23 protein-coding genes and 1 pseudogene are annotated in these 20,439 nt (G+C 70.6%); 13 read left to right on the top strand and 11 right to left on the bottom strand.

All coding sequences use genetic code 11. The features are described 5' to 3' along the window. Positions 1–50: 50 nt before the first annotated feature. The gene (locus ACIRG5_RS23400) at positions 51–386 is read right to left on the bottom strand and encodes an ArsR/SmtB family transcription factor (protein ID WP_402907891.1); all 336 of its coding nucleotides are present in this window, start codon (positions 384–386) and stop codon (positions 51–53) included. An 85-nt stretch (positions 387–471) separates the two neighbouring features. Here ACIRG5_RS23400 and ACIRG5_RS23395 point away from each other — a divergent pair, with 85 nt between their 5' ends. The 3 genes from ACIRG5_RS23395 (at position 472) to ACIRG5_RS23385 (ending at position 2,179) form a co-directional block, all read left to right on the top strand. After that, a complete protein-coding gene (locus tag ACIRG5_RS23395) occupies positions 472–657 on the top strand; it encodes a hypothetical protein (RefSeq protein ID WP_402907889.1) in 186 nt (61 codons plus the stop codon). Positions 658–813: 156 nt separating this feature from the next. After that, positions 814–1,674, top strand: coding sequence for a hypothetical protein (locus tag ACIRG5_RS23390; protein ID WP_402907887.1), 861 nt, complete (start codon positions 814–816; stop codon positions 1,672–1,674). Next, on the top strand, positions 1,664–2,179 hold the full coding sequence (locus tag ACIRG5_RS23385; protein ID WP_402907885.1) for a hypothetical protein: 516 nt from the start codon (positions 1,664–1,666) through the stop codon (positions 2,177–2,179). The genes ACIRG5_RS23390 and ACIRG5_RS23385 overlap by 11 nt, the downstream gene beginning before the upstream one ends. Before the next feature lie 2 nt (positions 2,180–2,181). On the opposite strand, the gene ACIRG5_RS23380 is transcribed toward ACIRG5_RS23385, so the two are convergent. After that, positions 2,182–2,748, bottom strand: a complete 567-nt coding sequence (locus ACIRG5_RS23380; protein ID WP_402907883.1) for a TetR/AcrR family transcriptional regulator — start codon at positions 2,746–2,748, stop codon at positions 2,182–2,184. Between ACIRG5_RS23380 and ACIRG5_RS23375 the strand changes: the two genes are divergently transcribed. After that, on the top strand, positions 2,708–3,376 hold the full coding sequence (locus tag ACIRG5_RS23375; RefSeq protein WP_402907881.1) for an SDR family NAD(P)-dependent oxidoreductase: 669 nt from the start codon (positions 2,708–2,710) through the stop codon (positions 3,374–3,376). The two genes, ACIRG5_RS23380 and ACIRG5_RS23375, sit on opposite strands and share 41 nt — an antisense overlap. On the opposite strand, the gene ACIRG5_RS23370 is transcribed toward ACIRG5_RS23375, so the two are convergent. From ACIRG5_RS23370 to ACIRG5_RS23360, 3 genes are read right to left on the bottom strand one after another with little or no spacing between them, the layout of a single operon-like run. Next, positions 3,360–4,811: a hypothetical protein gene (locus ACIRG5_RS23370; protein ID WP_402907879.1), complete on the bottom strand. Its 1,452-nt coding sequence runs from the start codon at positions 4,809–4,811 to the stop codon at positions 3,360–3,362. The two genes, ACIRG5_RS23375 and ACIRG5_RS23370, sit on opposite strands and share 17 nt — an antisense overlap. Continuing rightward, positions 4,808–6,613, bottom strand: a complete 1,806-nt coding sequence (locus ACIRG5_RS23365; protein ID WP_402907877.1) for a flavin-containing monooxygenase — start codon at positions 6,611–6,613, stop codon at positions 4,808–4,810. Before ACIRG5_RS23365 ends, ACIRG5_RS23370 begins: the two co-directional genes overlap by 4 nt. A 34-nt stretch (positions 6,614–6,647) precedes the next feature. Next, positions 6,648–7,415, bottom strand: coding sequence for an SDR family NAD(P)-dependent oxidoreductase (locus tag ACIRG5_RS23360; RefSeq protein WP_402907875.1), 768 nt, complete (start codon positions 7,413–7,415; stop codon positions 6,648–6,650). A 90-nt stretch (positions 7,416–7,505) separates the two neighbouring features. On the opposite strand from ACIRG5_RS23360, the gene ACIRG5_RS23355 reads away from it, so the two are divergent. Beyond that, the gene (locus tag ACIRG5_RS23355; protein WP_402907873.1) at positions 7,506–8,132 is read left to right on the top strand and encodes a TetR/AcrR family transcriptional regulator; all 627 of its coding nucleotides are present in this window, start codon (positions 7,506–7,508) and stop codon (positions 8,130–8,132) included. On the opposite strand, the gene ACIRG5_RS23350 is transcribed toward ACIRG5_RS23355, so the two are convergent. After that, positions 8,121–9,035, bottom strand: coding sequence for an alpha/beta hydrolase (locus tag ACIRG5_RS23350; protein WP_402907871.1), 915 nt, complete (start codon positions 9,033–9,035; stop codon positions 8,121–8,123). The two genes, ACIRG5_RS23355 and ACIRG5_RS23350, sit on opposite strands and share 12 nt — an antisense overlap. Positions 9,036–9,114: 79 nt before the next feature. On the opposite strand from ACIRG5_RS23350, the gene ACIRG5_RS23345 reads away from it, so the two are divergent. Next, complete coding sequence (locus ACIRG5_RS23345) at positions 9,115–9,654, top strand: helix-turn-helix domain-containing protein (RefSeq protein WP_402907869.1); 540 nt, start codon at positions 9,115–9,117, stop codon at positions 9,652–9,654. On the opposite strand, the gene ACIRG5_RS23340 is transcribed toward ACIRG5_RS23345, so the two are convergent. Next, positions 9,611–10,108 (bottom strand): SRPBCC family protein, encoded by a 498-nt coding sequence (locus ACIRG5_RS23340; RefSeq protein WP_402907867.1) that lies wholly within the window; start codon positions 10,106–10,108, stop codon positions 9,611–9,613. The genes ACIRG5_RS23345 and ACIRG5_RS23340 overlap by 44 nt on opposite strands. A gap of 102 nt (positions 10,109–10,210) precedes the next feature. Here ACIRG5_RS23340 and ACIRG5_RS23335 point away from each other — a divergent pair. From ACIRG5_RS23335 to ACIRG5_RS23315, 5 genes and pseudogenes are all read left to right on the top strand, one after another. Continuing rightward, positions 10,211–10,408, top strand: a pseudogene (locus ACIRG5_RS23335) (helix-turn-helix domain-containing protein); the annotation flags it as partial. 120 nt (positions 10,409–10,528) lie between these two features. Beyond that, positions 10,529–11,059: a hypothetical protein gene (locus ACIRG5_RS23330; protein ID WP_402908178.1), complete on the top strand. Its 531-nt coding sequence runs from the start codon at positions 10,529–10,531 to the stop codon at positions 11,057–11,059. A gap of 69 nt (positions 11,060–11,128) precedes the next feature. Next, entirely contained in the window at positions 11,129–12,070 is a 942-nt protein-coding gene (locus tag ACIRG5_RS23325) for an SMP-30/gluconolactonase/LRE family protein (protein WP_402907865.1), read from the top strand. A 70-nt stretch (positions 12,071–12,140) separates the two neighbouring features. Continuing rightward, entirely contained in the window at positions 12,141–12,476 is a 336-nt protein-coding gene (locus ACIRG5_RS23320; RefSeq protein WP_402907863.1) for a hypothetical protein, read from the top strand. Next, positions 12,443–12,982, top strand: coding sequence for a lysostaphin resistance A-like protein (locus tag ACIRG5_RS23315; protein ID WP_402907861.1), 540 nt, complete (start codon positions 12,443–12,445; stop codon positions 12,980–12,982). The genes ACIRG5_RS23320 and ACIRG5_RS23315 overlap by 34 nt, the downstream gene beginning before the upstream one ends. On the opposite strand, the gene ACIRG5_RS23310 is transcribed toward ACIRG5_RS23315, so the two are convergent. Continuing rightward, complete coding sequence (locus tag ACIRG5_RS23310) at positions 12,939–13,658, bottom strand: TetR/AcrR family transcriptional regulator (RefSeq protein WP_402907859.1); 720 nt, start codon at positions 13,656–13,658, stop codon at positions 12,939–12,941. The two genes, ACIRG5_RS23315 and ACIRG5_RS23310, sit on opposite strands and share 44 nt — an antisense overlap. Before the next feature lie 86 nt (positions 13,659–13,744). Here ACIRG5_RS23310 and ACIRG5_RS23305 point away from each other — a divergent pair, with 86 nt between their 5' ends. Then, positions 13,745–14,611: an NAD(P)H-binding protein gene (locus ACIRG5_RS23305; RefSeq protein WP_402907857.1), complete on the top strand. Its 867-nt coding sequence runs from the start codon at positions 13,745–13,747 to the stop codon at positions 14,609–14,611. A 3-nt stretch (positions 14,612–14,614) separates the two neighbouring features. Here the strand turns inward: ACIRG5_RS23305 and ACIRG5_RS23300 are convergent, their stop codons facing one another. After that, complete coding sequence (locus tag ACIRG5_RS23300) at positions 14,615–15,202, bottom strand: TetR/AcrR family transcriptional regulator (protein WP_402907855.1); 588 nt, start codon at positions 15,200–15,202, stop codon at positions 14,615–14,617. Positions 15,203–15,262: 60 nt separating this feature from the next. Here ACIRG5_RS23300 and ACIRG5_RS23295 point away from each other — a divergent pair, with 60 nt between their 5' ends. Continuing rightward, positions 15,263–15,523, top strand: a complete 261-nt coding sequence (locus ACIRG5_RS23295) for a hypothetical protein (RefSeq protein WP_402907853.1) — start codon at positions 15,263–15,265, stop codon at positions 15,521–15,523. Positions 15,524–15,551: 28 nt separating this feature from the next. Here ACIRG5_RS23295 and ACIRG5_RS23290 read toward each other — a convergent pair whose 3' ends face one another. Continuing rightward, positions 15,552–16,565, bottom strand: a complete 1,014-nt coding sequence (locus ACIRG5_RS23290; protein WP_402907851.1) for a S1 family peptidase — start codon at positions 16,563–16,565, stop codon at positions 15,552–15,554. A gap of 197 nt (positions 16,566–16,762) precedes the next feature. Beyond that, entirely contained in the window at positions 16,763–20,380 is a 3,618-nt protein-coding gene (locus ACIRG5_RS23285) for a family 78 glycoside hydrolase catalytic domain (RefSeq protein ID WP_402907849.1), read from the bottom strand. Positions 20,381–20,439 lie beyond the last annotated feature (59 nt).

Genomic DNA, 20,439 nt, shown 5'->3' with positions numbered 1-20,439 from the left:
CCACCCTGCCCCAAAGTTTGATGGCCGTCAAACTTTGATCGCCATCGAAGTTAAGCCTCGGCCTCCGCCGCGGTCACCACGGCCGGCAGCAGGCCGGGAAACCGGGCCTCCATCTCGGCCGTGCGCAACGAGTTCAGCTTGGTCGTGCCCCGGTAGTGCTGCCGGATCACGCCCGCCTCGCGCAGGACGGCGAAGTGGTGGGTCAGCGTCGAGTCCGACACCGGCGTGTCGAACGTGCCACAGCCCTTCTCGCCGCCCGCGCGCGTCAGCTGGCACACGACCGTGCGCCGGACCGGGTCCGCCAGCGCCTCCAGGGCCTGCTGCAACGTGACCTCGGACAGCTCGGGGTGCTCCACGGTCCGCGGGGTGGTGCGGGGACGTGCCACGGTGACTCCTCACGACTTCGACGACGTTCATAGTACGACCGCCATCGAACCTTCCGGGCGCCCTGCCGCCGGTAACCTCCCGTCCATGAGCAGAAAAGTGCTGGTCGGGCTCGGAATCGTGTTGCTGCTGGTCGGCGGGGTGTGGACCGCGCAGGGGCTGGGCTATCTGAAGGGCAGCTTCATGACGGGGCAGCAGCTGTGGACGACGATCGGGCTGCTGTGCGCCAGCGCCGGCGTCATGATGCTGATTCCCTGGCCCAAGAAGAAGTGACAGAACGTGCGCCATCAATCACAGCGCCCGGCGGCCTGTGAACGATAACGGAACTCCGTGAATGAACGATCCCGTCTTTGACGCGTATTTAGTCAATGAACGGAACGGCCGTTTGTGTCATGGATTGTTCGACCTTCACCAAGCCGGGGACCGCCATTGCCCAGCACAGCTGAATCCGCCGCTCACGGGGCGGTCACGGGGATCGTTCGCCGCTTCTGGTGGCGCACCAGCCAGCCCGCGAGGCTGGCGATCGGATGTCTCGGTGTCGTCACCGCGCTCGCCGCCACCGGCGCGGTCGCGTTCGGCGGCGGCGATCTTTCGCGGGAACGCGGGAACGGGCTCGAAGCGAGCGGGTTCCGGGGCGATTCACTCCAGGTGACCGTGCGCGAAGTGACCGAAGTAGATCTTTTCGAGGGCGCGGAGCCCATCACGGGACGCCTCGTCCGCGCCCGCGTCGCCGGGTTGCGGCCGGTGGCGGGCTGCTGGGCGGCGGAGTCCCTGGCCACCGCCCAGGACCTGTTGCGCGGCAAGGGCGTGCGTCTCGTGGTGAAGAAGGACGCGTCGGGGAGCGATCGGCTCCTGGTCGACGTGGAACTGCCGGACGGTACGGACTACGCGCAGACCGTGGTGAGCGGCGGCGTGGTACCGGCAGACCTGACGGCTCGCGGCGAACTGGCACGGGACGAGTCCGCCGCCCGGCTGGGGCGCCTCGGGCTGTGGGCGGCCGGGTGCGCTCCCGGCGGAGTGACGACCGCGTCCAGCACGCCTCCGTCGTCTTCCGAGTCGAGCGCGCCCACGACGACAACGGTCACGACCACGACGGAGACCTCCACCCCTCCGCCACCTCCTCCGCCGCCCACGACGACCTCGTCGGAGCCCCCGGACGAGGAGTGGGACGACTCCCGGCTGGGCAAGCTGTGTCTCTTCGAGGGCGCGCGCAGGACGACGAAGGACGGTTACGAGATCGTCTGCTCCCGCAACGGCAAGAACCAGCTGAGGTGGCGCCGTGCCGACTGAGGACGACGTCGACCTGTTCAGCAAAGCCGCTCCTGCCGCCGAAACGGGGCCCAGGCTTGCTGACGGCCGGACACCGCGAGGCCTCACGCCCGGCGGCTGGGTGCGCACGACGGGCTGGCTCCAGGTCGGCGACCATCCCGTGAGTTCTGCGCTCGTCGCCGCCGTGGTGGGCCTGCTGGGAGCCTTGGTCGTCGCGGCCGCGCTGGTGGGCACCCGACCCGTCGCCGCCGGAGTCCTGGTGCTCACGGTGCCGGTGGTGTGCGGCGGGGCGTGGTGGCTGTTCACCAGGCGGCTGAAGCCCGCGTCCCCGGCGCGCAACATCGGGACCACGCCGGCGGGCGAGCTGATGCCCGGCGACGACGTCCGGCTGTACGGCTCGATCGGGCCGGTCGGGCACGTCGCGGCGGTGACGCTGGGCGAGGTCGTCGAGGTGACCTTCCGCGGTGGGACGCACCAGTCGTGGCCTCGCGACGAGACGGTGCACCTCGTGCGGCTCCTCGGCTGACGTCAGGGCAGCAGAAGTTCGAACAGTTGCCGGAGGGTGGCTTCGAGCGTCTCCTCGTCCGTCCCGTTCAACGCGGTGCTGCCGATCACGTTGCGCAGCAACCAGAATCCCGCGATCACCGACAACGCCACGGCGGCGCGGCCGGTGCCGCGGGTGTCAGGCGCGACCTCGTGGAGGTGGGCCTCGACGTGCCGTTCGATGTTCTCGCGCAGGATCTCGGCGGCCCGCGGGTTGGCCGCGGACCTCAGCATCAGCAGGAACGGTGAGAGGTCGTCCGCGGCCGGTGCGGTGCGGCGGACCAGCGCGGCGGCGATGTCGCGGGCCAGGGTCGCCGGGTCGCCGCCCAGCACCGTGCGGTCGGTCATGGACACCTCGGCGACCTCGGCGAACAGTCCTTCCTTGGAACCGAAGTAGCGGTTCACCAGCATCGCGCTGACCCCGGCCGCCTGGGCGATCTCGCGGACGCCGATCCCGTCGAAGCCGTGCCGGGTGAATCCCTCGATGCCCGCCCGCAGGATCGCGGCACGGGTGGCGGCCGCGTCCCGGCGGTGTGTCGTCGCGGCGGACATCGGCGCCGCGGCGGTGGCGATCGGCGACCTCGCGACCGACGCCGGGGCCGACGCGGTCGCCGAGGCCGCCGGCGAGATCGACGTGCTGGTGAACAACGCCGGCGTGCACGGCCACGATGGCTGGGAGGACGCGACTCCGGACGTGTGGCGGGACATCTACGAGACCAACGTGGTCTCCGCGGTGCGGATGATCCAGCGCTTCGTCCCCGGCATGCGCGCCCGCGGCTGGGGCCGGGTGATCCAGATCGGCGGCGGCCTCGGCTCCCAGCCGATCCCGGTCCAGCCCCACTACAGCGCCTCCCTGGCCGCCCGGCACAGCCTCGCCGTCTCCCTGGCCCGTGAGCTCAAGGAGACCGGTGTGACCTCGAACGTGGTCTCACCGGGCGCGATCATGCTCGACTCGGTCCGCGAGTGGCTGACGAGTCACGCGCCGGCGAACGGCTGGGGCGAGCGGTGGGAGGACGTCGAGCGCAACGCCGCCAGGGACTTCGTGCCCAACGACATCGGCCGCTTCGGCCGCCCGGAGGAGATCGCCGGAGCCGTGGCCTACCTGGCGAGCCCCTACGGCGACTACGTCAGCGGCGCGACGATCAGGGTCGATGGCGGCACGGTCAAATCGGTGATCTGAACCGCGGTAGCCGGAGCACGGCGCCATCACCGGACACGTGCAGCGCGCCGTCCGGTGCGACCGCGAGCCCGGCGAAACCACGCGGGCACCCCGGCATTCCGTGGACGATGAGCGCGCGTGGAACCGTCTCCAGTGGACTGAGGGCGAGGTCCTCGGCCTCGGTCCTGATCGCGCCGGTGGTCAGGTCGATCGCCAGCACCCGCCGACGGCCGGCCTCCACGACGAACAGCTCGTCGTCCCGGACGGCCAGACCCTGAGGTGCCGCAAGACCTTCGACGATCGGCACCGGCCGCCCGCCGTCGACGCGGTGGACGCCCTGCTCGTCGCTGACGTAGCAGCGCTGCCCGGCGTCGAACGCCACGTCCACCGGCTCGTGGAACCCGTCCGCCAGCGCTGTGACGGTGTCGTCGGCGTCGATCGCGATGATCCGCCCGGCGCCTGTCTCCGCGACCACGAGCACCCCGTCGTCGCGCACCGCGATGCCGAGCGGACAGCGCAGTTCCTTGACCCGCACTTTTCCGTCCGTGCGCACCTCGCCGTACTGCGAGGTCGTGTGCAACCGGTCCCGATCGGCGGCCACACCGTGCGTGAAGCTGACCGCCTGGTCACCGGCCACGCGATAGTGGTCCGCCGCGTGGACGACGCCGCCTGGGTCGACTGCGACGCCGTACGGCCCGACCAGGCCCTGCGGCACGATCTGCCGGATCCGGCCGTCCGGGTGGAGCTCCGCGATGCCGCCTCCCGCGAAACTGGAGACGTACACGCGGTTGTCGTCGTCGACCGCGACGTTGTCGAGGCCGAACACGCCGGTGGTGAGGACCTGTCGTTGCCCGGTGGGGGAGATGCGCGTGATCTCGCCCTCGACGCCGGCGGACAGGATCAGCAGGGTGCCTTCGCGATCGAAGCGGACCGCGACAGGGGAGTGCAGGCCGTCGGCGACGAGTTCGGGCGTTCCGCCGTCGGGCGAGATCCGGTGGACCTCGCCGGTGAGCATGTGCGGGTAGTACAGGTGCCCGTCGGGGCCGGCCTGCATCGCGTTGCCGATGGCCAGGTCGGCGGCCAGCACGACGGGCTCGCCGCCGTCCGGGAACAGTTCGAACAACCGGCCGCCGGGCCGCATCTCGTTGACGAACAGTCGGTCTCCGACGCACGTGATGCCGTTCGGTGCCTTCACCTCGTCGGAGACCAGCGTGTGCTCGCCGAGCGGGTCGCGGCGCCACACCCGGCCGGGCGCGAGGTCCGCGATGTACATCGAGCCGTCCGCGCCGAACGCCAAGTCGTCCGGTGACTGGACGACGCCGCCGATCGGCACGATCACCTCGATCTCGCCGGTGGCGAGGTCGAGGGCGCTGATGCGTCCGCTGAGGTACTCGGCGACGTGGAGCCGGCCGTCCGGGCCGAAGGCGATGCCGTTGGTGCCGCGGAAGGGGCTCATCCGCCCATCACCATGACGTCGTCGATGCCGTTGGTCCGCCAGTCCCTGAGCAGGGCGTGGAACGCGCTGGCGCCGCCGCCGTAACCGTTGCGCGGCTGGGGTTTCCCCTCGTTGTTGTAGTAGCCGGGCGTGCATTCGAGGTGGAACCTGTAGAGCTCCTCCGCGTTCGCGCCGAGGGCCGACACCCAGGCGTCCACGGCCTCGGCGCTCGGCTCGACCCATCGCGCGCCGCGCTTGCCGGCCTCCGCGACGACGGCCGCGATGTGGCTCGCCTGCTCGTCCAGGACGTGCGTGAAGTTCACCGAGGCGGCGTTCTGCAGCGCGCCCATCGTGAACAGGTTGGGGAAACCGTTGCTGTAGAAGCCGTGCAACGTCCGCGGGCCGCGGCTCCAGTGCTGCAACAGGTGGGTGCCACCACGTCCGTACACGGGCAGCCGGCCGGTCACCAGGTCCGACATGCCGACCTGGAAGCCGGTGGCGAAGATGATGCAGTCCACCTCGTACTCGCGGTCGCCGACCACGATCGCGTTCTTCGTGACGCGTTCGACGCCGCCCTGGTCCGCGGTGTCGACCAGGGTGACGTTGGGACGGTTGAAGGTCTGGAGGTACTCGTCGCTGAAGGTCGGCCGCTTGCACGCGTAGCGGTACCAGGGCTTGAGCAGTTCGGCCGTGTCCCGGTCCTCCACGATGCCGTCGACGCGGGCGCGGATCTGGTTCATCTTGCGGAAGTCGAGGATCTCCTCGACGCGCTCGCGTTCCTCCGGCGTCAGCGACTCGTGCGCCTGGCCCTGGGTCATCTTCCGCAGCAGCTGGGCGCTGTCCGTCCACGCGTCTGCCACGTGGTCCTCGTCGGCCTGGCCGCCGCTGAGGATGTCGAGGAAGTTCTCCATCCGGTGCCGCTGCCAGCCCGGCGCCAGGGACGCGGCCCAGTCCGCCTCGGTCGGCCGGTTGGCCCGGTAGTCCACAGTGGACGGCGTGCGCTGGAAGACGTAGAGCTGCTCGGCGTCACGGCCGAGATGGGGCACGACCTGGATCGCTGTCGCGCCGGTGCCGATCAGGGCGACGCGCTTGTCCGCCAGTTCGGTGAGGTTCCCGTTCGCGTCGCCGCCGGTGTAGCCGTAGTCCCACCGGCTGGTGTGGAAGGTGTGGCCCTCGAAGGTCTCCACGCCGGGGATGCCGGGCAGCTTGGGCCGGTCCAGGGTTCCGTTGGACATCACCACGTACCGCGCCCGCATCCGGTCGCCGCGGTCGGTGGACACGATCCACTCGGCCGCGTCCTCGTCCCACCGCAGTTCCGTGACGGCGGTCTGGAAACACGCGTCGCGGTAGAGGTCGAAGTGCTCGCCGATGGCGCGCGCGTGCAGGCGGATCTCCTCGCCGGGCGAGTACTTCCACTCGGGGACGTAACCGAGTTCGTCCAGCAGCGGCAGGTAGATGTAGGACTCGATGTCGCAGTGGATGCCCGGATAGCGGTTCCAGTACCAGGTGCCGCCGAAGTCCCCGCCCTTCTCGATCACCCGGATGGAACCGGCACCCGCCTGCCGGAGACGTGCCCCGGCGAGCAGGCCACCGAGCCCGCCACCGATGACGATCACTTCTACCTCGTCCTGCAACGGTGCGCGGGTGAACTGCGGATCCACGTGCGGGTCCTCGGCGTAGTAGCCGAACTCGCCGGCGGCGTCGCGGTACTGGGCGGCGCCGTCGGGACGGATGCGGCGCTCCCGTTCGGCCTGGTACCTGGCGCGCAGTTCGTGCGGATCGAAGCCGAGGTCTTCCGGAACGGCGTCGGAAACGGACAGCACAGAGAAAGCCTTTCGCTGAAAAGAAAGAGGGTCGTCAGACCGCGGACCAGCCGTTGTCGACCGGGAGGACGACGCCGGTGATGTTGGAGGCGGCGGCGGAGGCCAGGAAGACGATCGCGGCGGCCTGCTCCTCGGCCTCCGCGATGCGGCCGACGTTGGGCAGGTACCGGCCGACGACCCGCGGTCCGTGCCCGGCGGGATCGGGGGAGGTGGAGATGCCCGTCGCGGTGCCGCCGGGCGCGATCGCGTTGGCCCGGACACCCGACTCCCGGTACATGACCGCGACCGAGCGCATGAGTCCGACGAGTCCCGTTTTCGCTGTCGTGTAGGCGAGTCCGGCGGCGCTGCCGCGCAGGGCGGCCTCCGACGCGGTGTACACGATCGCGCCCTTGCCCTTGGCGAGCAGGTGCGGCAACGCGGCGCGGGTCAGCCGGAAGGGCGAGGTCAGGTTGACGGCGATGAGGCGGTCCCACTCCTCGTCGGAGACGTCGGCCGCCGCCGTCATCGAGTCCATGATCCCGGCGTTGCACACCAGCACGTCCAGGCCGCCGAACGTGCTCACCGCCGTCGTGACCACCTCGTCCACCACGGCGGCCTCGGTCAGGTCGCCCGCGACGGCCACCGCGGTGCCGCCGGCCGCCGTGATCTCCTCGGCCACGGTCTTGGCGGCGTCGCCGTTGACGTCGGCCACCACCACTTTCGCGCCCAACAGGGCGAACTGACGGGCCGCGGCCCGTCCGATGCCCGATCCGGCGCCGGTCACGACGACGCTGCTGCCGTCCAAGTCACTGGTTGTGGTCATGCGATCACCGTACCGACTTAATGGCACTACGCGCCACTATGTCATTCACAGACAAAAAGTAGGATGTCGAGCACACAGGACGGAGGTGGCATGACCGGCCATCAGCAGACCCGCGCGGCGGAGCGGACCGGACGCCCGCCGCTGACCGAACGGCGCAAGGCGGAGACCAGGCTGGAGGTCGCCCGCGCGGCCGTCCGCCTCTTCCTGGCCCAGGGGGTCGCGGACACGTCCGTCGAGGAGATCGCGGCGCAGGCGGGCATCTCCGCGCGCACGCTGTGGCGTTACTTCCCGAGCAAGGAGAGCTGCGTCATGCCGCTGCTGGTCAGCGGGATCGAGCACATGGCGGCGCGACTGCGGTCGTGGCGTGGTGATCAGAGCGTGTCGGAGTTGCTCAGCACGCTCGCGCACGGCCACCCCGAGTCCCCGGAGAGCATGGCCGAGATGCTGAACCTGGTCCGGCTGACCAGGACCGATCCCGGCCTGCGCGCGGTGTGGCTGGAGGCGCACCGGGACGCGGAACCGGCGTTCGCCGAGGCGCTCGCCCACCGCGCGGGGCTGGCCGAGCCCGACCTGACCACCGCGATCCAGGCGGCGATGATCAACGCGGCGTTGCGGGTCGCCGTCGAGCACCACGCGTTCAACGCCGAGACGCCCGCCTCCCTGGCGGCGGCGACCGCCGAGGCGTTGACGATCGCCGCGCGGGGACTACCGGCGTAGTTCGGTTTCCCCGGAGGCGAGAGTGCGGGCGAGCCACGACGTCGTCGTCTCGACGAGTTCCTCGTCCACCGGCCGGCGCAACTGCCTGGGGTAGAAGAGGATCGACGGACGGCCGGGGTCGCGGCGGAGCAGATGCGTCAGGCCCGGAATCCGCCGCACCTCCGCCGTGCCCTGGACGAGGGCGTCGATCCGGTGCAGGTCATCGGGATCGACCTGGATGTCCTTCTCGCCGGTCACGGCCAGCACCGGCACGTGGATGCGTGCGAGATCGGCCCTCGTGTCGTGACTCAGCATCTCGCGCGTCCACCGGGCGTTCATCGGCTTCCCGGCGACGCGGACGACGTCCGGGCCGGGCGTCCTGAGCCGGATCACGCGCCGGACGGCCAGCCGGGCCAGCGGCCGCAGCGGTGCGGGAAGGCCGCGGGCCATGGCGTCGGCCTGCCAGTTCAGGGCGTCCTCGCCCGAGCGGGCGAACCCCGCCAGCAGCACCACGGCCGCGACGCCGGGGCGGGACCCGAGCGCCATGGCGTGCAGCGCGCCTTCGCTGTGGCCGACGACGCCGATGCCGTCGCGCCGGATGTCCGGCCGCGCCGCGAGAGAGTCGAGCGCTGCGGCGGCGTCGTCCCGGTTGTCGGCGAATCCGGTCGTCAGCCAGTCGCCGGGGGAGGCCCCGACCCCGCGCCGGTCGTAGCGCAGGGACGCGATGCCCTGCCGGGCAAGCGATTCGGCCAGCACCGGACCGAGGTTCTGCTTCAGTCGCCCGGCGTTGCCGTCGCGGTCCAGCCGCCCGGAGCCGTGCAGCAGCAGAACGGCCGGGTGTGGGCCCGTGCCGTCAGGAACGGACAGGGTGCCCGCCAGCGGGGTGCCGTCACTCGCGTTGATCGTCAGGTCCAGGTTCCGCAAAGTCCCAGCTCCGCACGTCTCTCAGGGTCACGAATATTCTCGACTCTGATAACATTACCGTACGTGAGAAGATGAGGTCATGGCGACCGCGGACCTCCTCCTGCATCCCGTGCGGATGCGCATCCTGCAGGCGTTGTTCGAGACTGATCCGCTCACCACGGCCCAGTTGAGGGAACGCCTGCCCGACATCGCGCCGGCGACCATGTACCGGCACGTCGCGGTCCTGGCCGAGAGCGGCGTGCTCGAAGTGGCGGACGAACGCCGGGTGCGCGGCACGGTCGAGCGCAGCTACCGGGTGCGCAAGGAGGAGGCCACGGTCGACCAGGACGCGCGCGCCGCGATGAGCCGGGAGGACCACCTGCGGTCGTACTCGACGTTCGCCGCCTCGCTGATGGGCGACTTCGACCGTTATCTCGCTCATCCCGACGCGGATCCGCACGCGGACGGCGTGGTCTACCAGCAGGCCGCGGTGTGGCTGACCGACGAGGAGTTCGCCGTGATGCTCAGGGAGATCCAGCACGCGGTCCTGTCGCGGACGGGCGGGGAGCGGGACGGCGGACGTCGGCGACGGGTCGTCAGTCTTGTCGTGGTGCCCGACGAGCCGAAGGGTTCCGCGTGACCCAGTCGGCGAGCGCGGTGAGCGTGGTCTCGGCGCTGGCCGCCATGTAGTCGCGCAGCGCTTCCACGTCCGCGCGGGTGCCGCCGAGCACCGGGTCCATGCGCAGCAAACGCCACGACTGCTCCGCCACGGTGCCGCGGTCGTGCGCCTGGAACGTCCAGCTCCACTCGACGATTCCGTCGACCACAAAGGCGAAAACGGCTCCCGGCTCGGCTTCGACCACCTGCGACCGGGTGGTCCACTCCTTGCCGTCCCTGCGGTTGCGGCCGCTGAACCACGCGCCGGCCTCCGGTCCGGAACCCTCGTCGAACACGACGTCGCTCGCGTTGGGACTCCAGCGGCTGATCGCGGTCACGTCGCTGACGAGGCGGTAGACGTCGACGGGATCGGCATCGATCCACGTGCGACGCGTGAAGGTGAAATCGGACGGGTCCAACTCGGTGACAGTGCTCATGGAACTCAGTTCAGCGGGTGCCGCGCGGGCGGACCATTCCCGGCTCTGCGTATCCCTGGCTGGGAGAGGTAACGGTCGCCGCCCCGGCCCATACTCGAATCCATGAGCGGAACCGCACAGTTCGGGGACTTCCTCCAGACGCGGCGCTCGCAGCTTCGCCCGGAGGACGTCGGCGTCCCGACCTACGGCGAACGGCGACGCGTGCAAGGTCTGCGACGGGAAGAACTCGCGCAGCTGGCCGGCGTGAGCGTGTCCTACTACACGAGGCTCGAACAGGGACACTCCCTCAGCGCCTCGCCCGAGGTGCTGGACGCGCTCGCCACCGCTCTGCGGCTCGACGAGGCCGAACGCCAGCACCTGCACACGTTGGCCACGCCCGCGAAGCAGGCCCGCCGGGCGCGCCGGCCCGCTCCCGAACGCGTGCCGGAGGCGACCGTCCAGTTGCTCCACGCGCTGACGGACGTTCCCGCGATCGTGCTCGGCCGCCGCAGCGAGGTGCTGGCCTGGAACAGGCTGGGACACGCGTTGTTCGCGGGACACCTGGACTTCACCGCCGCCGACCGGGTGGCGGAACGCCCGAACATGGCCCAGCTCGTGTTCCTCGACGCGCACACCCGTGAGCTGTACGCGGACTGGCACGGCAAGGCCAAGGCGGTGGTGGGGAACCTGCGCCTGATGGCGGGGCAGCATCCCGACGACGCCGCGCTGCACGAACTGGTGGGCCAGCTGAGCGCGAAGAGCACGGACTTCGCCTCGATGTGGGCCGACCATCGTGTGAAAGCGTGCGCCACGGCCGTGTACGAGATGAGGCATCCCCTCGTCGGTCCGCTGGTCGTGACGCAGCAGACCCTGAGCAACGGACCGGGCCCGAGCATCGTGGTCGCGACCGTGTCGCCGGGCTCGCCGTCGGCCGCCGGGCTGTCCCTGCTCGCTCACCTGATCCGGGCGTAGAAACCCCCGCACAGCAATCACATCAGAAGGGCGCGGCGCTGCCGCATGCCCGAAAACAGTGAGGAAACCATGTCCGCGAAGCATGTCCGCAAGGCGTTCGTCGCCGCGATCCTGGCCGCGACCACCTTCGCCGCCACACCGGCGTACGCCGCGTTGTGCGCCCCGCACGTCGTCCAGCACTTCGACCTGGCCAAGGGACAGACGCCGGAGAGCATCGTGCTGGCTCCCAACGGAACCGCGTACGTGACGTTCGCCAAGGCCCGGCAGATCGCCGAGATCTCGCCCAGTGGCAAGATCCGCGTCCTGGCCACGCTGCCCGCGCCCGCGGACGGCGGAGCCGGCACCCCCGCGCTGGGCTTCCCGCTGACGGTCGGCATCGACCGGGCGTCCGACGGCACCCTGTACTTCCTGTACGCCACCGGTACCGCGGACCTCACCGGCGTGTGGAGCCTGCGGCCGGGCGGGACGCCGCGCCGCATCGCGCCGTTGCCCGCCGGGAGCCTGCCCAACGGGCTCGCGCTCGACCAGCGCACCCGCACCCTCTACGTCGCCGATTCCACCGGTGCCGTGTGGAAGGTGCCGACGTCCGGGGGCGCGACCGTCTGGGCGGCCGGCGAGGAGCTCAAGCCGGCGGGCTTCCTCGGCGCGAACGGGCTCAAGCTGTACGACGGGGCGGTGTGGGTGACCAACCTCGACCAGGGGACGATCCTGCGCATCCCGTTGCGCGCCAATGGAAGCGCCGGTCCCGTGCAGGTCGCTGCCACCGGGCTGACCGGCATCGACGACTTCGCGTTCACCGGCAGGGGCGACGAGATCATCGCCGCGCTGGACACCGTGAACGAGGTCGCGCTCGTCAAGTCCGACGGCACGCACGAGGTGGTGTTGACCGCCGCCGATGGTCTGCAGGGCCCGACGTCGATCGCAGTGCGCGGCCGGACCGTGTACGTGCCGAGCGCCGCCTACCTCACCGCGAAGGACCCCAACCTGCTGCTGGCTCGCCTAGGGCATTGAGGGCTCGACATCGCTATCAGTTCTGATAATGTTCTCGAAACTGATAGCGATCGCATCCCGAGGAGCAGAGATGGACGACAACGCGCGGGCCGGCAGGGGGAGTGGCCTCGCCACGTTCTTCGCGGTCACCTTCATCACCACGTGGGGGTGCTGGCTCGTCGCCGTCGTGATCGGTGAACCGCCGACGACGTTCCCGACGGTCATCCCGTTCCTGCTCGGCGGTTTCGGCCCGGTCTTCGGCGCGATCGCGGTCAGGATGCGCCGGAACCGGCTCGGCGAGCCGGTTCCGGTTCACTCCGTCAGGTTCCGGCTGAACGCCCGGCTGCTCTGGGCGTTACCCCTGCTGGTGCTGGCGGTCGCGACGGTGGCACGGTGCTCGCGCAGGCGCTCGGCGGTCCGGTGCTGAGCCTGGACGCGGGGCGGGCGCTGATCGCGACCGCGGGCGGCGCGGCGCCGTTCTTCGTCAGCATGCTCATCGGCGGCCCGCTCGCGGAGGAACCGGGTTGGCGAGGCGCGGCCTATCCACGCCTGCTGGCGCGCATGGGGCGCGTCCGCGCCGGGCTGGTCCTCGGTGCGGCGTGGGCGGTCTGGCACCTGCCGTTGTTCTTCATGACCGGAACCGTGCAGGCGGGTTTCGGGCTGGTGAGCTGGAGCGGGTTGTTGTTCACGCTCAGCGTCTTCCCGATGGCGCTGCTGACCGGCTACGCCTACGAACTCGGCGGTGTGCCCGCGGCCGTCGCCGTCCACTTCGGAGTCAACGCGACGACGGCTGTGCTGAACGCCTTCTCGCCGATGACGCAGGCGGTGGTCCTCGTGGTGCAGCTTCTCGTTGTGGTGACGGCGATCGCGCTGCGCCGGCCCGCGTCGGTCACCGTGGTGGACGGTCCTGGAGTTCGGCTACGGCACGGCTGAGCCATTCCGCCAGAAGGGTGCGCTCGGCTTCGCTGAGCGCCGGGAACTCGGGCAACGCCGCCTGCAGCGCCACGGCGAGAGCGATGGGTCCGGAGTCGGGCCGGACGGACGTCGAGGTCAGGATCTCGCCGAGAACCGCGTCCAGCAGCGCGGTGGCGAGGTCCGGATCGCGCCGGTCCTCGGGTTGCCCCAGCAGCGCGAACACGGCGCCGGTGCCGGCGGCGTGGATCATGTCGACCGCCCGTGCCTCGGAGACCTTCAGCAACCTCGCGGCCGCCACCCGCGCGACTCGGGCCCGCAACACCTCGGCGCCGTCGCTGGTGGCGGACGAGTTCCGCAGCCGCCCCGGCGCGACGAGGAGCAGGAAGACGTCGGGGTTGGCCAGGTTGAACGCGATGTGCGCGCGCCAGGCGGCCCGCAGGTCCTCGACCGGGTCACCGTTCTCCTCGGCGGCCCTGGCGGCCTTCGTGGCGACGTAGCCGGCCAGCACGTGCTCCGCGACCGCCTCCAGGAGGCCGTCCTTGTCGCCGAACAACCGGAAGATCGTCGGCGGCGGCACGCCCGCCTCCTGCGCGACCGCACGGGTGGTGACCGCCTTGGCGCCGCCTGTGCGGAGCAGGTGGGCCGCGGCGGCGACGATCCCGGACCGGGTGTCAGTGGTGGTCGGCTCCGACATGGATCGATGGTATCAGGAAGTTGATACCATCGATCCGAATCAGTGATATCGTCAAAACGAATCACTGGTTCACGCAGGAGGAAGCCATGATCATCGTTACCGGAGCCACCGGCAGGCTCGGCGCCCAGATCGTCGGGAAGCTGCTGGACCACGTTCCCGCCGACACCGTCGGAGCCAGCGTGCGCGATCCGGACAAGGCGGCGGCACTGGCCGCTCGCGGCGTTCGCGTGCGCGCCGGTGATTTCACCGATCCGTCCACGCTGGACCACGCCTTCGAGGGTGCGGACCAGGTGCTCGTCGTCTCGGCCTCGATCAGGGGCCCGCAGGCGGCCGGCGCCAACGTGGCCGCGATCGACGCCGCCGTGCGAGCGGGCGCGTCGCGCGTGCACTACACCAGCCATCAGGCGGCCTCGCCTGACTCGTTGTTCGACCCTGGGCGGCAGCACGCGTCGACGGAGCGGCACCTCGCCGACCAGGGCGTCGCATACACGGCCCTGCGTCACGGCTTCTACACGAGCACGCTTGAGCACTACGTGCCCGCCGCGCTGCGGACCGGTGAGTTCCGGCTGCCGGAGGACGGGCCGTTCTCGTGGACCGCGCACGCCGACCTCGTCGAAGCGGACGTCCTGTCGTTGACGCGCCCCGGCTCGCTCGACGGCCTGACGCCGCCGCTCACCGCGCCCGACCTGCTCGACTTCGCCGACGTGGCGCGTGTTCTCGGCGAGATCACCGGGCGTGACGTCAAGCGGGTCGTGGTGGACGACGAGGAGTGGAAGGAGACCGTGGTCGCCCAGGGCATGCCGGCCGCGGCCGCCGAGTTCACGCTCGGCATGTTCCGCGCGGCGCGCGCAGGTCAGTTCGCGGTCACCGATGCGACGCTGGAGAACCTGCTCGGACGCCCGGCGATCCCGGTGCGCGCCGTGCTGGAGGACGTCGTGCGTCTCCAGCCCTGACGGTCACCGGAAGATCGTGCCCAGGACGTGGGCGAGGATGGCGCCGGGATCGGACGCGGGGGCGACCGTCTGCCGCAGGGCGAGCCCGATGCCCAGGGCGCCGAGCATGACCACGGCCTGGTCCAGCGGCAGCGCGGGTTCCAGGCCCAAGCGCTGGGAGTGCTCGGTGAGCAGGGAGATGACCTCGTCGTCGTGCCGCCGCTGGATGGCGGCGACCAGGGTCGCGGTCTCGGGTTGCTGAGCCGTCGCGGCGAGCACCTCCGCGGCCGCCGCGCTCCACTTCGCGGCGTCCTGGTCCGACGGGTCGGCGGGGGCGAGGGCCGCGAGCACCTGCTCGCGGCCGGTGGCGCGGCCGAGAGCGTCCCGCAGCCCCTGCCGGTGGGCGTCCGCGCCCGCCTCGATGATCGCCAGCCACAGCCCTTCCTTGCCGCCGAAGTGCTTGTAGACGGCGCCACGGGTGTAGCCGGCGTCCGCGGCGATCTCCTCGACCGTCGCCGCCAGGAAACCGCGCCGCAGGAACACCTGCTGCCCGGCGGCGAGCAGGTGTTCGTGGGTGCGTCGCTGCTGCTCAGCCCGTGTCAGCCTGGTCATCGCACGCCGTTCAGTAACAGATCGTTTCTGGAAACACGACGTTACTGTACCGTCGGGCGCATGGAGCTTCTGGGGCCTCTGGCGGCGTTTCTGAGCGTGCCGCTCGGCCTGGCCGGGTTCGTTCTGTACGCCGTGCGGGCCCGCCGCAGCGGAGGTGGCGGGTCGATGCTGTCGCCGATCGAGGAGATCTGGGACCCGATCTCTCACCGGACGAACATCGAGATCCAGGTCGAGGGCGAACGGAGTCCGGAGACCCCGTCGCCCGGCGACCCGTTTCGGCTGCGCGAGCGGCCCCGCGGTGATCAGGGCGCGACGCGGTAGGCGTCGATCGTGCCGATCGACGTGTCGGTTAGTAGACCGTCACCCCGTAGGCGTTGAGCGCCTCGGTGACGGGCTGGTAGAAGGACCGCCCGCCGCTGGTGCAGTCACCGCTGCCGCCGGAGGTGAGGCCGAGAGCGGTGTTGTTCGCGAACAACGGCCCTCCGCTGTCGCCACCCTGCACGCACACCGTCGTCGCGATCATGCCGGTGACCGTCGTGCCGTCCACGTAGTTCACGGTGACGTTGAGGCCGGTGACCTTGCCGCGGTGGAACCCGGTGGTGCTGCCGCTGCGTCCGACGGTCTGTCCCACCACGGCGTTGCCCGCGCTGTCGATGGAACGCCGGGTGCCGTTGTAGAGGTTGACCTCGCCGGGCCTGCTGATGTTGCTGGTGTACTGGAAGAGCGCGTAGTCGTTGCCGGGGAAGCTGGTTCCGGTCCTGGACGCGATGACCTGGCCGCCGGAGGTGGACCAGGTGGACGTGAGGTTGCCGCAGTGGCCGGCGGTCAGCAGGTAGGCGGTGCTGGTGCCGGGCCTCTTCACGTTGAACCCGAGCGAGCAGCGCACGCCGCCGCCGAGAATGGCGTCACCGCCCGCGATGGTGGTCGTGAACGAGCCGGGGACCTGCTCCAGTCGCGCGGCGCTACCCAGACCGGCGACCACGGCCTTCAACCGGGCGAGCGACGCGCCGGTCACGGTCGTGTCGGCGGAGACGACCACCTGGTTGGTGACCGGGTCGGTGCCCCAGGAGGTGCCGGGGATCTTCGCCGTGCGGTCCAGAACGGCGGCGCTGGCGTCGAGGGTCGCCGCGCTGTGCTGGACGAGCCGGGCTCGTGCGCCGGACGCGGTGACGGTGGCGAGCGCGGCCTGGTCGGTCACGGTGACGACGAGCCGGCCGGAATCGTCCAAATAGGACCCGGCGGCGGACGAGCCGAGCCGCGTTTCCAGAGTGGAGACGTCGGCCTGTGCGGCGGGCGCGGTGACGAAACCGGCCGCCAGCGCGGCTATCGACACCAACTTGAGTGCGGCAGGGAAACTGCGCATCGAAAACTCCCGACTGTGCAACGAGAATCGCCCCCGGCAGGGTTGCGGGCGCACAGCCAGACTGCTGCGTTTCGCGAAAACGGTCCAGATGCCTAATAAAAATTTGGGCGGCGAACGGCCGATAATAGTATTAAAGGAATTCGGAGCTGTGCTGAACGGTTCGGCGCGGACGACATCCGCGCCGAACCGTTCATCCGTCAGACCGTGAAGCTGTAGTCACCGGCGGGAACGTGGAACGACGCGACACCGGAACCGGAACCGAGCGGAACGGCCCCGGCCGGAGCCGTCACCGCGGTGGTCGCCGGCACGCGCACGACCGCCGAGGTCCCGGTGGGCACGACCACGTGGAGGGTGAAGCGCCCTCCGGTCGTGTTCCACTCGCTGACCGCCTCCCCGTACGGCGTCCGGTGCGACGACCTGGCCGAGGTCAGTCCGCCGCCCGGTTTCGGGGCGATGAGCAGCGACCGGTAGCCGGGCGAGGCGGGGCTCAGGCCACCGACGGTGCGGTAGAGGAAGTCGCCGACCGAGCCCATCGCGTAGTGGTTGAAGGAGTTCATCCCCGGATCCTGGAACGACCCGTCCGGGCGGATGCTGTCCCACCGCTCCCACACCGTCGTGCCTCCCTTGTTCACCATGTAGCCCCAGCCGGGGTAGTCCGGCTGCGTCAGCACCTGGTACGCGACGTCGGCCCGGCCGTGGTCGGCCAGCACCGGCAGGAGGTGCGACACCCCGACGAACCCGACGGTGAGGTGGTTGCCGGCGGCACGGATCCTGGCCACGAGCCTGTCCACCAGGGACTGGACCCGGTTGGCCGGCACCAGACCGAACGCCAGCGCGAGCGCGTACCCCGTCTGGGTGTTGCCGGAGACGGTGCCGTCCGCGGCCACGAGCCGGCTGGTGAACGCGGCCGAGACCTGGTCGGCGAGCGAACCGTAGGTCGCCGCCTCGGCGGACTTGCCGATGGCCTGCGCCATCTGGGACACCAGACGTGCGGACCACGCGAAGTACGCCGTCGAGATGACGTTGCGAGGCGTGTCGTCGTTGACGTTGAGCCAGTCGCCGAACCCGCCGCGATCGCGGATGAGATCGGCCTCCGCGGTCGAACGCAGGTAGTCGACCCACTTCGTCATGGCGGCGAAGTTGTCCTGGACGACGCGCAGATCGCCGTACCGCTGCCAGAGCGTGAAGGGCACGATCACGCCCGCGTCGCCCCACGCCGCGGTGCCGCCACCCATGCCGCCGACGTTCGGGGCGACGTCCGTGAACGCGCCGTCGGAGCGCTGGGCGTCGACCATGTCGTCGGTGAACTTGTCGAGGAACGCGGACACGTCCATGTTGTGCGTGGACGTGGGAGCGAACGACGCGATGTCCCCGGTCCACCCCAGTCGCTCATCGCGTTGGGGGCAGTCGGTGGGCACGTAGAGCATGTTCGACCGCTGGCCCCACACGATGGCGTTCTGCACCTTGTCGAGCATCGGGTCCGAGGTGTCGAACCCGCCGATCTCCTCCCCGTTCGTCCACGCCGCCCGGCCGGTGATCGTGTCGGGCGTCGGCGCGCTGGGCAGACCGGTCAGTTCGACGTAGCGGTAGCCGTGGACCGTGAACCTGGGTTCGAAGGTCTCGGTCTGGCCGGTGCCCGCCAGCACGAACTGGTCGGTGACCTGCGCGGCCCGCAGGTTGGTGGTGTAGAGCGTGCCGTCGGGGTTGAGGACCTCCGCGTGCCGCAACGTGACGGTGGTGCCCGCGGGGCCCTGGACCCGGAGCCGGTTCCAGCCGGAGAAGTTCTGGCCGAGGTCGAAGACCCACACGCCGGGCTTGGGCTGGGTCAGCGCGACCGGCCGCAGATCACGTTGCACCTTCGTGCCGGCGTCCACCTGGGCCACCAGGTTCGGCATCGCGCCCTGGCGGACCTGGGCGGAACGCCAGCCGCTGTCGTCGAAGCCGGCGCCGTCCCATCCCGGGACCGCGAGCCGGGCGTCGTAGTGCTCGCCGTGGTAGAGGTCGTCGGCGGTGATCGGACTGGCCCGGTACTTCCAGGAGCCGTCCGTCGCCACGGTCTGCGTCGTACCGTCCACATAGGTCAGAACGAGCTGCGCCGAGTACCACGGCTGCGTGCCGTAGAACCTGTTGCCGCCGATGCCGAGGCTGCCGGAGTACCAGCCGTTGCCCAGCCACGCGCCGAGAGCGTTGTCGCCCTGGCGAATGCGGTTGGTGACGTCGTGCACCTTGTACTGCACACGCTTGTTGTAGTCGGTCCACGCCGGGGCCAGCACGTCCTCACCGACCTTGGCGCCGTTGAGCTGCGTTTCGTGAATGCCGAGCGCGGTGGTGAGCAACCGGGCGCTGCGCACGGGCTTGTTCACGGTGAAACCCTTGCGCAGCAACGGGGCGGGCTGCGGAACGACGACCTCGTTGCCCCACGGCGCTCCGCCAATGCCGACCAGCGTCCTCGCCTGAACCCAGGCGCCGTCGTCGAACCCAGGCTGCTCCCAGCCGGCAGGGGACTGGGTCGACGCCTTCCAGGTCCCGTCCGACTGCACCACGAGGGCGTCCGCGGTCAGCTTGGCCACGAGACCCGCGGGGGAGTCCGACGTGTTGGTGCTCGACACCGCGATGGTGTTGGCACCGGAGCGCAGCCGGCCGGTCAGGTCGATCACGCCTGCCCGTCGCCAGGAGTGCTCCACCTGTGGACTGGAGTAGATCTTCACGCCGTTGACCCACACGGTCGCCGTGTCGTCGGCGGTGACCGCGAGCGTGGCGGCGGCCGGTGCGGAGGCGAGTGTGAACGTTTTGCGGAAGTACCTCGTCATCGGAGGCAGACCGGCCGTCGGCGACCCCTCCGGGTACCAGATCCAGGTGGCGCCGTCCAAGCCCTGGCCGACCGGCCCGCCGACGAACGCTCCACGCCACTCCGAGGCGGCGTTGTAGAGCCCAGTCTCGAACGACGAGACCGCGCTCCAGCTTCCTGCTCTGCCCTGCGTGTCCCAGACGCGGACCCGCCAGTGGTAGGCGGTCAGCGAGGTCAGCGCGGCACCGCCGTAGATGACGTCCACGGACTGCTCGTCGTGCACCCGGCCGCTGTCCCAGAGATCGCCGGTCCCGGCCTCGGCCAGGGCCTTCGTGCTCGCGACGATCACCTGGTACGAGCCCTGCCGTTGAGCGGAGGCCGCGGAGGCGAGCGTCCAGCCCAGCCTCGGTCGCCTCGCGTCCACGCCGAGCGGGGCGACCCGTCGTTCGGTCGTCGTGGCGGTGACCGTCAACGGAGTCGCCTCGCCTGGATCGGTCGTGGTCACACCGCTGCCCCACGGCTCGATCCCGTACGAGCCGAGGTCCGCGGCCCTGGGCCAGGCGCCGTCGGCGAAACCGGGCTTCTCCCAGCCTTCGCCCGCGCCCCGGCCCGCCTTCCACGCCCCGTCGGTGACCAGGTCGACGGCCGTGCCGCCGGTGACGATCCGCGCGCGGGCGACGAGGCCCGCCGGACCGGCGGTGGTGTTGCGCACCGCGACCGCCAGCGTGTTGGTGCCGGTGACGAGGGCGGAGCGCAGGTCGACGGTGACCGCGCGCTGCCAGGAACTGGTGTAGCGGGCGGACGCGGCGAGAGGTTCGCCGTTGAGCCACACGTCGACCGTGTCGTCGCCGGTGACGATCAGCCGGGCTTCACCGACCTGTCCGGCGGGCTGGGTGAAGGTGCGGCGGAAGTAGCGGTGCTCGGCAGGGGCGGAGACCGCGGGGTTCCCCTCGGGGTACCAGATCCAGTGCGCTCCGGAGAGATCGGCGGGCGCCGCCGCGGCAGGGACCACGATGATCACGGACATGGCGAGGAGTGCCGAAAGTATTACGCAGAGTAACCGAGTTGGGGCGTGCGGCAGGGATC

Origin of the sequence: Lentzea sp. NPDC102401 (genome assembly GCF_044765805.1) — a bacterium.
GTDB lineage: Bacteria > Actinomycetota > Actinomycetes > Mycobacteriales > Pseudonocardiaceae > Lentzea > Lentzea sokolovensis.
The sequence above is the reverse complement of the archived record's forward strand: the minus strand, read 5'-3'. Positions and strand labels throughout refer to the sequence as shown.

Bases quoted from the DNA above. Each gene is read 5' to 3' on its own strand.
- ACIRG5_RS23340 (WP_402907867.1), bottom strand. From the start codon at position 10,108: ATGAGCACTGTCACCGAGTTGGACCCGTCCGATTTCACCTTCACGCGT.
- ACIRG5_RS23285 (WP_402907849.1), bottom strand. From the start codon at position 20,380: ATGTCCGTGATCATCGTGGTCCCTGCCGCGGCGGCGCCCGCCGATCTC.
- ACIRG5_RS23320 (WP_402907863.1), top strand. From the start codon at position 12,141: ATGGACGACAACGCGCGGGCCGGCAGGGGGAGTGGCCTCGCCACGTTC.
- ACIRG5_RS23345 (WP_402907869.1), top strand. From the start codon at position 9,115: ATGGCGACCGCGGACCTCCTCCTGCATCCCGTGCGGATGCGCATCCTG.
- ACIRG5_RS23290 (WP_402907851.1), bottom strand. From the start codon at position 16,565: ATGCGCAGTTTCCCTGCCGCACTCAAGTTGGTGTCGATAGCCGCGCTG.
- ACIRG5_RS23395 (WP_402907889.1), top strand. From the start codon at position 472: ATGAGCAGAAAAGTGCTGGTCGGGCTCGGAATCGTGTTGCTGCTGGTC.
- ACIRG5_RS23305 (WP_402907857.1), top strand. From the start codon at position 13,745: ATGATCATCGTTACCGGAGCCACCGGCAGGCTCGGCGCCCAGATCGTC.
- ACIRG5_RS23295 (WP_402907853.1), top strand. From the start codon at position 15,263: ATGGAGCTTCTGGGGCCTCTGGCGGCGTTTCTGAGCGTGCCGCTCGGC.
- ACIRG5_RS23355 (WP_402907873.1), top strand. From the start codon at position 7,506: ATGACCGGCCATCAGCAGACCCGCGCGGCGGAGCGGACCGGACGCCCG.
- ACIRG5_RS23380 (WP_402907883.1), bottom strand. From the start codon at position 2,748: ATGTCCGCCGCGACGACACACCGCCGGGACGCGGCCGCCACCCGTGCC.
- ACIRG5_RS23370 (WP_402907879.1), bottom strand. From the start codon at position 4,811: ATGAGCCCCTTCCGCGGCACCAACGGCATCGCCTTCGGCCCGGACGGC.
- ACIRG5_RS23325 (WP_402907865.1), top strand. From the start codon at position 11,129: ATGTCCGCGAAGCATGTCCGCAAGGCGTTCGTCGCCGCGATCCTGGCC.
- ACIRG5_RS23300 (WP_402907855.1), bottom strand. From the start codon at position 15,202: ATGACCAGGCTGACACGGGCTGAGCAGCAGCGACGCACCCACGAACAC.
- ACIRG5_RS23360 (WP_402907875.1), bottom strand. From the start codon at position 7,415: ATGACCACAACCAGTGACTTGGACGGCAGCAGCGTCGTCGTGACCGGC.
- ACIRG5_RS23310 (WP_402907859.1), bottom strand. From the start codon at position 13,658: ATGTCGGAGCCGACCACCACTGACACCCGGTCCGGGATCGTCGCCGCC.